The sequence below is a fragment of the Bradyrhizobium sp. Leo114 genome (assembly GCF_055229415.2).
Window position 1 is genome coordinate 290576 of the sequence record NZ_JBUYEN020000005.1, and the last position, 12700, is coordinate 303275.

The window sequence follows — 12700 nt, forward strand, 5'->3', positions numbered from 1 at the left end:
GCGGTCACGTTCGGGCTAAAGGGAATCATGGCTGAGGAACTGGCGAAGACCGCAAATAATTCGACCACGGAAAAAACTGCGCCGCGGAGGGCGACCGACATGCCGCTGCTGCGCATCGAGGGCGTGACGAAAAGGTTCGGCAACTTCACCGCGGTCAACGAGCTCTCACTCGATATCCGCGCCGGTGAATTCTTCGCCCTGCTTGGCCCGAGCGGGTGCGGCAAAACCACGCTGTTGCGCATGCTGGCGGGATTCGAGACACCGGACGAGGGACGCATCCTGCTTGCTGGTCGCGACATCGCGCAGGTGATGCCGCATGAGCGGCCCGTCAATATGATGTTCCAGAACTATGCGCTGTTTCCGCATCTCTCGGTGCGTGACAACATCGCATTCGGCCTGCGGCGCGCCGGCATGGCGCGCGGCGAGATCGCCGCCCGCGTCGCCGAGATGGTGGCGCTCGTCAAGCTCGAGGGGATGGAGAAACGCAAGCCCGACCAGCTTTCCGGCGGCCAGCGGCAGCGCGTGGCCTTGGCGCGCTCGCTGGCACGCCGGCCGCAGATGCTGCTGCTCGATGAGCCCTTGGCCGCGCTCGACAAAAAACTGCGCGAGAGCACGCAGGCAGAATTGATGGAATTGCAGCGCCGCCTTGGCATGACCTTCATCATCGTCACCCACGACCAGGAAGAGGCGATGACGATGGCGAGCCGGATCGGTGTGATGGACGCCGGCCGCCTGGCGCAGGTCGCAACCCCGCGCGACCTCTATGAGGCGCCGGCCTCGCGCTGGGTCGCCGAGTTCGTCGGCGACGTCAATCTGTTCGAGGGGCAGGTCATCTCGCGCGAGCAGGGCAGGCTGAAGGTCACGACGCGTGAAGCAGGGATCATCACGGTGGCCGAACCGCGCCAATCGGTGATGAAAGAGATCGTGACCGTCGCGATCAGGCCCGAGAAGATCAAATTATCGCGGCGTGGACTGGCGTCGGGTGCCGACGCGTTGCAAGCAATCAATCGCTTCGAGGGCGAGGTCGCGGAGATCAATTACCTCGGCGGCCTCACCGCTTACAGGATCAGGCTCGACAATGGTGCGGTGGTCCGCTCGGTGATGGCCAATACCGCGCGGCTTGACGCGGATGGCTATGGTTCGAGCGAGCGCGTGGCTGTCTGGTTCACGCCCGACGATGGGGTGGTGCTCGAGCAATGAGCACGCGCCGTATCTTTGCCCGTCCGGCGCGCTATGCCGCCATCGCGCCCTATCTCTGGATGGCGCTGTTTTTCCTGGTGCCGTTCGGCTTTGTGCTGAAGATCAGCCTGTCGCAGACCGCGATTGCGCAGCCGCCTTATACGCCGGTGTTCGACCTCGGCGAGGGATGGGTGGCGTTCAAGGCCGCGTTCGAGCAGTTGTCGCTGGAAAATTTCCGGCTGCTGCTCTCGGACAATCTCTACATCCTGTCCTATCTGCGCAGCCTCGTCGTCGCCGCGACATCGACGCTGATTCTGCTCGTGATCGGTTATCCCATCGCCTACGGCATGGCGCGGCTGCCGCAGCGCTGGCAGGGCATCGCGATGACCCTTGTCATCGTGCCGTTCTGGACCTCGTTCCTGATCCGCATCTATGCCTGGATCAACATCCTGCAGCATGACGGCTTGCTCAACCGGATCTTGCTCGCATTGCATCTGGTGCCCGGGCCTGTTGTCTGGCTGTCGACCGACACCGCGATGTATATCGGCATCGTCTATTCCTATCTGCCGTTCATGATCCTGCCGCTCTACGCCACGCTCGCGAAGATGGACCGCACGCTGCTGGAGGCCGCCGAAGATCTGGGCGCCTCGCCGCGGAAGGCCTTCTGGCTTGTGACGTTTCCGCTGTCATTGCCGGGCGTCGGGGCAGGGGTATTGCTCTGCTTCATACCGATTGTCGGCGAGTTCGTGATCCCCGATCTTCTGGCCGGCTCCAATTCGCTGATGATCGGCCAGACGCTCTGGCTCGAATTCTTCACCAATAAGGACTGGCCGGTGGCCTCGGCCGTCGCGATCGCGCTGTTGCTTCTCTTGGTGCCGCCGCTCGTGCTCTATGACCGGCTGCAGCGTCGGCAGGTCGAGGGCCGACGCTGATGGCACGTACCGTGAACCGGCTTTCGCGCTTCAACATGACCGCGCTCGCGCTCGGGCTCGCGTTCCTTTATTTGCCGATCGTGATCCTCGTGATCTTTTCGTTCAACGCGTCGCGGCTGGTGAATGTGTGGGGCGGCTGGTCGCCGCGCTGGTACATCGAGTTCTTCAATGACCGCGCCATGCTGGAAGCCGCCTGGATGAGCCTGCGCGTCGCCGCCGTGTCCGCCACATTGGCGACGCTGCTCGGCACCCTCGCGGCCATAGGCCTGGCGCGCGGCGAGCGCTTTGCCGGCCGCGCGCTGTTCTCCGGCATGCTCTATTCGCCGCTGGTGATGCCGGAGGTGATCTCGGGACTGTCACTGCTACTCCTGTTTGTGGCGCTGAACGCCGAGCGCGGCTTCTGGACGGTGACTATCGCCCACACTACGCTCACCATGTGCTTCGTCACCGTGGTGGTGCAGTCGCGCCTTGCTTCGCTCGACCGCAGCCTGGAGGAGGCCGCGATGGACCTCGGCTGCAATCCGGTGAAGGCGTTCCTGATGGTGACGCTGCCGCTGATCGTTCCCGCCATCGTCGCGGGTTGGATGCTCGCCTTCACGCTGTCGCTCGACGACGTCGTGATCGCAAGCTTCACCACCGGTCCCGGCTCGGCGACGCTGCCGATCCGGATTTATTCGGAGGTGCGGCTCGGGGTGAAGCCGGAGATCAACGCGATCTGCACGCTGGTGATCGCATTGATCGCCGTCCTGATCGTGATCGCCTCGTTCGCTTCGAAATTGTCGAGCTCCCAGGGCGAGAGCGCCGCGCCGCTGTGAGCGGTCACGACTTCACCGCGCCCGCGGTGAGGCCGCCGACCATGTAGCGCTTGAAGGCATAGTAGATCGCCGCCGGTGGCAGCGCGTAGATGAAGCCGGTCGTCATCAACAGCTCCCACGGCGAATCGTCGGCGGCGAGGAAATTGCCGAGCGCAACGGGGAGCGTGATGTCGGTGTCCTTCGATAGCAGCAGGAACGCATAGAGATATTCGTTCCAGGCCAGCAGGATGGCGTACGTGCCGACCGCGACCAGTGAGGGCATCATCAGCGGCACGTAGACCAGCCGGAACAATTGCAGCGTGGTCGCGCCGTCCATGGTCGCGGCTTCGTCGAGCTCGACCGGCAGTTTGTCGGATGCTTGCTTCAACACCCAGATCGCGTAGGGCGAGGCGATGGTCACCATCGCCAGGATCAGCGACCAGTGAGTGTTGAGCAATCCGTAATTGCCCATGGTGCGGTACATCGGCACGGCCAGGAATGCGGCCGGGATGAAATAGGTGAACAGCGCCAGGTTCATCACCGCGCGGCCGCCGGGCGTACGCAATCGCGAGATCGAGAACGCCGCTGATGTTGCGATGAACAGCGTCAGCGCGCCGGTCGCCAGCGCGATCAGGGTTGAATTGCCGAACTGCATCCAGAAATCGCGCAGGAAGTAGTGCTGCTGGCGGAACACGATCTCGAAATTGTGCAGCGTCGGATGATCGGGCCAGAGCTTGCCGGAGAACGCGTCCTCCTTTGGCGAGATCGCAAACAGGAACATGTGATAGATCGGCACCAGCGTCCAGATCAGGACGGGGATGCCGATCAGGAGCAGCTTGGCCTCGGTGCCGATCTCGCGCAGGGTGGGCAGCTTCATCGCGACAACCGTTTCATCATGAAATAGACAAGCGGCAGCACCAGCGGCAGCGCGCAGACGATCGAGGCCATCGCCAGATTGAGCTGGTCGAGCCGGAGATAGCGGATGCCGAGCGTCGACAGCACATGGGTGAGGTCGGCCGGCCCGCCGCCGGTCAGGAGGTAGACGCTGTTGAAGTCGCCGAGCGTCCAGATCATCGAGAGCAGCGTGCAGGTGACGTAGAGCGTCCGCATCGACGGCCAGGTGATGTAGCGGAATTTCTGCCAGAAGCTCGCGCCGTCGACGGCAGCGGCCTCGAACAGGTCGTTGGAGATGGCGAGCCGCCCGGTCATCAGGATCAGCGTCCAGAACGGCAGCGACTTCCAGATGTGGACGCCGATCGCCATGGTCAGCGCCACCGCCGGATCGTTGAGCCAGTTCGGGCCGTCATCGCCGGTCAGGCTGAAGATGATGTGATTGACCACGCCCCATTCCGGATTGAGCATGAAGCGCACCGACAGGATGGTCGGGATCGACGGCACCGCCCAGGGCAGGATGAACAGCACCGACAGCCACCTGATCCAGTGGCGCTGCTGGACGAAGAAGCCCGACAGGAACAGCGCGATCAGCATTTTGACGTTGATGCCGATGACGAGGAAGATCAGCGTGTTGACGGCGGCGCGCGCGAAGATCGGGTCGTGATAGAGCTCGACATAGCTTTGCGGATGGCGCGCGAGCCATAGCCCGTAACCGACGGGATAGAGCACGAAGGCCAGGAACACGAGCAGATAGGGCGCCAGCAGCACGATGCCCCAGACTTGCGGCGTCGACAGCCGCGCCGACAGCGGCGGGCTCGGGATCGCATGATCGGAAAGCGTGATCGCCATGTGTTACATCACGTCCTACATCGCCGTGACAGGGAGGCCGGCCGCGTCGACCGCGACCGGCCTTGTTGACGTCAGCCCGCGACCTGCTTGATGCGGGCGATCAGTTCGTCGACGGCCTTGTCCACCGGCACCTTCTCGCTGACGACGCGGTTCATGGCCTTGGCCCAGACGTTCTCGTTGTTCAGGATCGTGAACTTGTAGTTCTTGGTGAAGTCGAACGGCGTGGTGCCGCCGGTGAACTGGGTGTAGACCGCCTTGCGATGCCGGTCGGCCTGCCAGAACGGGCTCTTCTGGCCGGCGACCGTGACCGGGAACCAGCGGCCGAGCGCACCCTCGACATAAGGCCCGAGGTTCTCCTCCTGCAGCAGGAATTTGACGAACTCCTTGCCCTCGGCCTTGTTCTTGGCCGCGGTGAAGATCACGCCGGTCTTAACGTCGGAGCGGTACTTGATCGGGTTGCCGTCCGGCTTGTTGGGGAAGGAGGCTGTGATGATGGTTTCCTCATAGGCCTTCTTGCCGGCGGCGCGCTGCTCGGGCGTCAGCGCCTGGTTGTTGGAATCCTCGAACCATTTCGCCGCGATCGAGATCGTGAAGTTGTGGGTCATCACGATGGTCTTGTTGTGGAAGGCGACGTTGTTGTCCGGGTCCTTCCAGGTCGTGGAGGAGGGCGGCGTGCAGCCCTTGATGTAGGTGTCGGTGTAATCCTTCAGCGCATGGATCAGCCCGTCGCGCACCTTGGGATCATCGACCAGGAGTTTGCCGTCGTCATCGACCAGCTTGACGTCGTAGGCGTCCATGAAGGTGTAGAACGACTGGAACGAGTCGGTCGATTCCACACCCATCGGCTGGCCGACGCCGTAGATGCGGTTGCCGGTCGCCTTACGGATCGCCGGCTGCACCTTGTCGCACCAGAACGACCAGTAATCCGCCCACTTGGTCGGAATATCGCTCGGCTTGAAGCCGGCCTGCTGCAGCATGTCGCCCCAGATCTGCACATGCATGCTCTGCTGTTTCAGCGGGAAGCCGTAATAGCCCTTCTTCTTGGTCTGGTCGTTGTAGAGATAGGCAGTCTCCAGCGTGTTCGGGGCGAAGGCCGATTTCATCGGCAGCAGGATGTCGGAGAGGTCCTCGAGCTTGCCTTCGAACGCCCATTTGCCGCCGGCCTGCACGTCATACGTATCGGAATAGGCGACGTCGGGCACGGTGCCGGAATCGAGCGCGGCGACCGTCTTCGGGATCATGTCCTGGATCGCGTATTGCGACAGCTCGACCTTGATGCCGGTCTTGGCTTCGAACTTCTTGATCGCCTCGAGGAGCGCGTCATCCTCGGATTTGTAGAAGCCCTTGCCCCACCAGACCGTGATCTTCTTCTCCTGCGCCAGTGCCGGCGCGGTCGCGTGGATCAGCCCGATGGCGGCGACCGCGAAAGAAAGCACAGCAATACCCAACTTGGATTTCACGTTGTTCTCCCTGTCTTGATGCCGGTTTTTTTAACCGGTTGGATAAAAGACTAGCGCATGGCCGCGGCCTGATCCAGATGGCGCGCGCGGTTCGCCTTTGAACCACGACGAAAGTCGAAAGGTTCAATTCGGCTTGGCGTTCTCGGCCGCCGTCGGCGCTCGCGTCGGGGATGCTGCGGCATCAGAGGGCTGCTGCCGCGGGCCGCCGGTGAAGCGCTCGATCACCGAGCGCACGGTGTCGCGGGTCTTGCGGTCCTTCACCGCATCGAGCAACTGCGACGACGCCGGCGAGCGGCGGATCAGGCTTTCCGGATCCGGGAAGACCAAAGGATCGTCCCACGGACCCTGCACCACGAACGGCAGGTCAAAACCGTTGCTGCCGCTCGGCGCCGAATTCAGGCTGGCGACGCCCTTCAGATCATATTCCCTCGACGGCACCGAGGCGGTGCCGGTCAGCGTGATCTTGGCCGCAGGTCCTTCGAGGCGGATGTCTTCGGCGGTGGCGACGCCATCATTGAATCGCACGCCGATCGTCAGATTGTCGTAAGGCGTCGAGCCCGAGCGGAAATTGCCGCCGCCGGACAGCGGTCGCCGCTCCAGCCGCTTCAGAAGCTGTTCGACATTGAAGCCCGCGATCGCGCCATCATGCCCGCTCAGCGTCGCGGTACCATCGAGCGATTGCGCGAGCCCGAACGGACTGGAGCCGGACGCCGTCAGCGCGACGTTGAGGTTGCCGCGGCCGGTGAGCTTGCTGACGCCGAACAATTCGCTGGCGCAGGCCTGCAGGTCGACATCGATGAACTCGAGCTGCGCCTTTACATCGGCGATGGCATCCGACCGCGCGATCCCGAGCGAGCCCTTGGCGATGCCGCCATACATCTGCGCTTCCGCAACCGAGAGCGCGAGCGTGCCGCCGCGCAAATTGGCGCCGAGCGCCGTGCGCCCGAGCCTGGTCGAGCCGACCGTCACCCGCGCCGCCGACAGCCGCATGTCGAGGTCGGTCGCGGTGAGCGCGTTCAAATCGAACAATTGCCGGTTCCAGTCACGCTGGCCGCTCGCCAATAGGCGGAAGGTCGAGATATAGGGCGTGAAATCGAGGTTGCCGGCGGCGAGTGTCGCCTGCAGCGTCTGTCGGCCATTGTTGGCGAAGGTCATCACCCCCTCGGCGACGTTGCCGTCGAGCTCGACATTGACATTGGTGAGCGCCACCGAGCCGCCGACGAGATTGGCGCGCGCCTTTAGCGTGAAGCGGCCGAACCCGCCGCTGCCAGGCGGGGCCTGTCCCATCCAGCGCAGCGCGTTGCGCAAGGACACGCTGTCGATGGTCGCGGTGCCCTCCATCATCAGGCTGGTCCGGTTGGCGACCGTGCCGTCGAAGGCGAGCTTGAGCGGCGCGCTGGCAAGGCGCGCCTTCAGCCCCGAGCGCTCGCCTGACAACAGCGCGATGAAGTCGCTGGCGCTGATCGAGCCGTCGACGCGCTCGCCGCGCCAGTCGAACTGTCCGGTTGCGGCAAAAGAACGCGAGATCGACGGCCAGGCCAGCGACAGGTCGATGTCGCCGAGTTGCTCCCTGACATGGTTGCTCTCATCCTCATAATTGAGGATGCCGTCCTGGATGCGGATCTCTGAGAACGACATCTGGTTCTCGGCGCCGGGTTTCATCGCGCGCGCGATGGTGTCGATGAACGGCGTCCAGTTGCTGTCGCCCTTGCCGTCCCTGATGACGTGGATATGCGGTCGCAGCATCATGACGTCGGCGATCTCGAACCGCCGCAGCAATAGCGGCAGCAGGCGCAGATTGGCGGTGAGCACGTCGACCCGCAGCGCAGGGTCGATGGTCCCGCCGCCCCTCAGCCCGACGTCATGGAACGAGACATAGCTGCCGGGGAACACCGAGACATCGATATGGCCGTTGACGACGAGGTCGAGCCCGGTGACGGCGCGGATTTGCGCCTCCACCGCCTGCTGCAGGGCGTCCCGGTTCAGAAACCAGGATGTCCCGATCAGGCCAAGCAGCGCGAGGCCGAAAAACGCCGCAATCGGCATCCCCAGGCGCTTCATTCCTTGGGCCATCGTCAGTGACATATCCAGGTCGGGTTGAGGTGATCGGATCTTCGAATAAAACCGGGCAGCGCACCTGGCGCCCCTGCCAAGCCACGCAACTTGAAGGGTTTTCTTGACGCTTTCAAGGCCGTCGTCGAGGTTGTAGGCAGGTGAGATGGCGAAACGGGGCGTCATTGACGCATTGCGAAGATTTCGCCTAATAATCCCAACCAATTCCGGCCGCCGCGCCTTTTCTCGATCAGGTCCTCTTTCATGAACAAGGTCTATCCCGACGCCAAATCGGCACTCGACGGCATCCTTAAGGACGGCATGATGATCATGTCGGGCGGCTTCGGCCTCTGCGGCATCGCCGAAACACTCTCCGATGCGATCCGGGACTCCGGGGTCAAGAACCTGACGGTGGTCTCCAACAATGCCGGCGTCGACGGTATCGGGCTGAGCCGGCTGCTGGAGACACGCCAGATCAAGAAGATGATTTCCTCCTATGTCGGCGAGAATAAGCTGTTCGCGCAGCAATATCTCGCCGGCGAGCTCGAGCTCGAATTCAATCCGCAGGGCACGCTGGCCGAGCGCATCCGCGCCGGCGGCGCCGGAATCCCGGCCTTTTACACCAAGACCGGTGTCGGCACGCTGATTGCCGAGGGCAAGGAAGTGAAGGAATTCGACGGCGAGAAGTACATCATGGAGCGTGGCCTGTTCGCCGACCTCGCCATCATCCACGCCTGGAAGGGCGACACCGCCGGGAACCTGGTCTATCGCAAGACCGCGCGCAACTTTAACCCGATGATGGCGACGGCCGCGAAGATCACCGTGGCCGAGGTCGAGCATCTGGTTCCGGCCGGCGAGATCGATCCCGATCACATCCACACCCCAGGCATTTTCGTAAAGCGCATCGTCGAGGTCGGCACCGGTAAGAAGCGGATCGAGTTCCGCAATACCCGCCCGCGCCCCGCAGCCTAAATTTAGCAGGAGAGTCCCATGGCCTGGACCCGTGAACAGATGGCGGCGCGCGCCGCGAAAGAGCTGCGCGACGGCTATTACGTCAACCTCGGTATCGGTATCCCGACGCTGGTTTCGAACTACATCCCCGAAGGCATCGACGTCAGCCTGCAGAGCGAGAACGGCATGCTCGGCATGGGCCCGTTCCCCTACGAGGGCGAGGAGGATGCCGACCTCATCAACGCCGGCAAGCAGACGGTGAGCGAATTGCCGTCGACCAGCTATTTCTCCAGCGCCGATTCCTTCGGCATGGTGCGCGGCGGTCATATCGACCTTTCGATCCTCGGCGCGATGCAGGTGGCCCAGAACGGCGATCTCGCCAACTGGATGATCCCCGGCAAGATGGTGAAGGGCATGGGCGGCGCCATGGACCTCGTCGCCGGCGTCAAGCGCGTCGTAGTGGTGATGGAGCATTCCGCCAAGGACGGCCCGAAGCTGCTCAAGCAATGCTCGCTGCCGCTGACCGGCGAACGCGTGGTCGACATGGTCGTCACTGATCTGGCCGTCTTCACCATCGACAAGCATGGCAAGGACGGCATGGCGCTGGTCGAACTCGCCGACGGCGTCACGCTGGATGAGGTGAAGGCCAAGACCGAAGCCGAGTTTCGGGTGGCGCTGAAGAACACGTGATGATGGTTCTTCCCTTCTCCCCTTGTGGGAGAAGGTGGCGCGCATGAAATGTGCGACGGATGAGGGGTTGTCCCCGCGGGCGACGGTGCTCGTGGAGAGAGACCCCTCACCCAAATGAGTTTCATTGCCGACGCCGGAGTAGCCCTCTCCCACAAGGGGAGAGGGCGCATCAACGGGCACGGAGAAAGCGTCGTATCGCACGCTCTCTCCACTATTGTCGTCATTGCGAGCGCAGCGAAGCAATCCATGCCTCCGCAAGTGGCGCGATGGATTGCTTCGCTGCGCTCGCAATGACGGGGCTGGCATTCCGATTCAATTTTCAAACAGCAGTGGGGATGTGAGTTCGCATTCTCACGGCGTGTCACGCCCGTGCTTTGCTCTCGTTTCACCCTCCTCGAAAACAGAGGGCGCAGGGAAAGCCGGGTGCAGGTTGCACCCGTGGGTCCCGTGCAACAAAAAGCACGGGGGTAGGACCACAGGTTCAACCGAAGCATTCCGGCTTTCCCTGCGCGATGGTGTTACGGTTTCCTTCGCGCTCTCCCCGGTGACCGGGCTTTCTTGCCACCGTCACTTCGTAAGAAGCTTAGCGCCAGCGTCGGGGCGCCAGGACCACACGACTTCGCCGTCCGTGATGTGTGTGCTCGTCAGTCACACGCTTCACGTCCACCGCATCTCACCGCAACGTTCGTGACGATCGCGAGCCGCCCCTCATCTGGGTGAGACGCGCGGAGTTAAATCACTGATTTGCCCGACGACGGAAGCGGAATGTTTTTTGCGTGAGGGGTGGACGGGGCAAATCAGTTTGAAATTGCTCGCGAATTTTTCTCCGCCGTCATTCCGGGGCTTCCGAAGGACGAGCCCGGAATCCATTTCTCCGCCTGCGCATGCGGCCCGATGGATTCTCTGATGTGCAATTGCACATCGTAGCTCGCGCTACGCGCGCCCCGGAATGACGGCGAGAGCGGAGTGCGCCGCGCGACTACGCCGGGCCGTTGGGCACGTCGGAGAAGCGTGTCAGCCACGCCACCGGCCCGATGCTGGCGGCGATGATCAGGAGCGCTGCGAGTGCGCCTTCCTCGAAGCTGCCGCGGCTGGCGTACTGGTAGATCGAGGTCGACAGCGTCTCGACATTCAGCGGGCGCAGCAGAAGCGTTGCTGGCAACTCCTTCAGGCAATCGACGAACACGATGATGGCGGCGCCGAACAGGGCGGGCTTCAACAGCGGCAGGTGGATCCGGTGCAGAATCGTGGCCTGACCGGCGCCGACGGCGCGCGCGCTCTCGTCATAATCGCGTGGGATTTGCTCGAAGCCGGCTTTGATCAAGCCGGTCGGCACCGCCAGGAAGCGGATCGCGTAGGCCATCACCACGGCTGAGCCCGAGCCCATCAGGATCAATCCCGGCAGCGATCCTCCGGTCCACCCGGCGAGCGCGTTCAGGGCGTTGTCGACGGCCAGCACCGGCGCGAGCAGGCCAAGCGCGATCACGAGGCCGGGCAACGCGTAGCCGGCCTGCGAGATGTTCATCGCGATATGCTGCAACGGACTTGGCCGCCAGCGATGGGCGATGATGGTGGAGAACCCGAGCAGCAGCGCCAGCAGCGTGGCCAGGGTTGCAAACGCGACCGAGTGGAACGCGTGGCGCCACAGCGACGCATCGAAATTGGCGAGCAGCCCGCGCCTGGCGCTTTGATGCACGAGATAGAGCAGCGGCACGACGAAGCCGATCAGCACCGGCAGCAGGCATGTTGCGAATACCGACCACGCTCGAGCGCCGACCAGCGGTGTTCGCGGCGTGACCCGCGGGCTTTCGGCGGCGAGTTCGGCATTGGTATTGCGGCGGCCGTAGCGCTCCATGAGGACGAGCCCGGCGACGATGGCGAGCATCAGGCAGGCGAGCTGCGAAGCACCGGCGAGGCTGCCGCGGTTGAGCCAGGTCGTGAAGATCGAAACCGTCAGCGTGCGGATGCCGAGATATTCGCTGGCGCCGATATCGTTCAACGTCTCCAGCGACACAAGCGCCACGCCGACCGCAAGCGCCGGCCGCGCCATCGGCAGCGAGACGCGCCAGAACACGGTCCATTTGCCGGCGCCGAGCGTCTTCGCGACCTCCGCGAATTCTGCCGTCTGAAACTGGAACATCGCCCGCGCCGACAGATAGACGTAGGGGTAGAGCACCAGTCCGATCACGACAATCGCACCGGGCAGGGATCGCAGATTGGGCAGCCAGCCCACGGCGTCACGGAGCGGCAGCCAGATCGCGAGCGTGCGATGGACAAGGCCGAGCGGCTCGAACAAATCGGCGTAGACATAGGCCGCGAGATAGGTCGGGACCGCCAGCGGCAGCGGCATCAACCACAGCAGCGTGCGGCGGCCGCGGAAATCATAGCGCGAGATCAGCCACGCCGTGCCGGCACCGAGCAGAAGCGTCAGCGCACCGACACCGGCGAGCAGAAGCGCGGTGTCGATCATCGCCACGGGCAGCACGTAGTTGATCAGGTCGTGCCACACTTCCGGCGCCGGCTGCATGGAAAGCGAAACGATCGAGATGACGGGCGCGGCGACAAGCGCCGCAGTCGCCACCGCGATCGCCGCGGCGATTCGCCCGGCGTAGACGCGTCGTCGAGGTGATTGTCCGGACCGGCTGCTTCCCTTCACCTCTCCCGCTTGCGGGGGAGGTCGCCGTGCTCGTAGAGCGCGGCGGGTGGAGGCTCTCTCCACTGGGGGAGTGTGAATCGCGGAAGCACCACCGCCCCGGCCCTCCCCCGCAGGCGCAGGGCTATCGCATATGGCCGAGCAAGGTGAGGAGGAAGCTGTCGTCCCAGCCGGCGCGCTTGATTTTTCGACGTATGGAGGTGGGACCAGGACAAGACCGAAGGATGTTGAGCGCGAGCCTGCGCA

10 protein-coding genes and 1 pseudogene are annotated in these 12700 nt (G+C 63.5%); 5 read left to right on the forward strand and 6 right to left on the reverse strand.

Annotation, left to right across the window (positions count from 1 at the left end):
* Positions 1–27 precede the first annotated feature (27 nt).
* From ACZIRK_RS08940 to ACZIRK_RS08950, 3 genes are read left to right on the forward strand one after another with little or no spacing between them, the layout of a single operon-like run.
* On the forward strand, positions 28–1200 hold the full coding sequence (locus ACZIRK_RS08940) for an ABC transporter ATP-binding protein (RefSeq protein ID WP_463327158.1): 1173 nt from the start codon (positions 28–30) through the stop codon (positions 1198–1200).
* Positions 1197–2111, forward strand: a complete 915-nt coding sequence (locus ACZIRK_RS08945; protein WP_130227430.1) for an ABC transporter permease — start codon at positions 1197–1199, stop codon at positions 2109–2111. The genes ACZIRK_RS08940 and ACZIRK_RS08945 overlap by 4 nt, the downstream gene beginning before the upstream one ends.
* On the forward strand, positions 2111–2926 hold the full coding sequence (locus ACZIRK_RS08950; RefSeq protein WP_463327159.1) for an ABC transporter permease: 816 nt from the start codon (positions 2111–2113) through the stop codon (positions 2924–2926). The genes ACZIRK_RS08945 and ACZIRK_RS08950 overlap by 1 nt, the downstream gene beginning before the upstream one ends.
* Positions 2927–2930: 4 nt before the next feature.
* Here ACZIRK_RS08950 and ACZIRK_RS08955 read toward each other — a convergent pair whose 3' ends face one another.
* From ACZIRK_RS08955 to ACZIRK_RS08970, 4 genes are all read right to left on the reverse strand, one after another.
* Positions 2931–3782, reverse strand: coding sequence for a carbohydrate ABC transporter permease (locus ACZIRK_RS08955; protein WP_130227431.1), 852 nt, complete (start codon positions 3780–3782; stop codon positions 2931–2933).
* Positions 3779–4648: a carbohydrate ABC transporter permease gene (locus tag ACZIRK_RS08960; RefSeq protein ID WP_130227432.1), complete on the reverse strand. Its 870-nt coding sequence runs from the start codon at positions 4646–4648 to the stop codon at positions 3779–3781. The genes ACZIRK_RS08955 and ACZIRK_RS08960 overlap by 4 nt, the downstream gene beginning before the upstream one ends.
* A 71-nt stretch (positions 4649–4719) precedes the next feature.
* Positions 4720–6108, reverse strand: coding sequence for an ABC transporter substrate-binding protein (locus ACZIRK_RS08965; RefSeq protein WP_130227433.1), 1389 nt, complete (start codon positions 6106–6108; stop codon positions 4720–4722).
* A 123-nt stretch (positions 6109–6231) separates the two neighbouring features.
* Positions 6232–8181: an AsmA family protein gene (locus ACZIRK_RS08970; RefSeq protein ID WP_130227434.1), complete on the reverse strand. Its 1950-nt coding sequence runs from the start codon at positions 8179–8181 to the stop codon at positions 6232–6234.
* 243 nt (positions 8182–8424) lie between these two features.
* On the opposite strand from ACZIRK_RS08970, the gene ACZIRK_RS08975 reads away from it, so the two are divergent.
* Both ACZIRK_RS08975 and ACZIRK_RS08980 read left to right on the forward strand, forming a co-directional pair.
* Entirely contained in the window at positions 8425–9132 is a 708-nt protein-coding gene (locus ACZIRK_RS08975; RefSeq protein WP_028167022.1) for a CoA transferase subunit A, read from the forward strand.
* Between the two features lie 18 nt (positions 9133–9150).
* Positions 9151–9801 (forward strand): CoA transferase subunit B, encoded by a 651-nt coding sequence (locus ACZIRK_RS08980; protein WP_130227435.1) that lies wholly within the window; start codon positions 9151–9153, stop codon positions 9799–9801.
* Between the two features lie 979 nt (positions 9802–10780).
* Here ACZIRK_RS08980 and ACZIRK_RS08985 read toward each other — a convergent pair.
* Positions 10781–12382: an ABC transporter permease gene (locus tag ACZIRK_RS08985; RefSeq protein ID WP_463327160.1), complete on the reverse strand. Its 1602-nt coding sequence runs from the start codon at positions 12380–12382 to the stop codon at positions 10781–10783.
* Between the two features lie 196 nt (positions 12383–12578).
* Positions 12579–12700, reverse strand: a pseudogene (locus ACZIRK_RS08990) (ISAs1 family transposase); the annotation flags it as partial.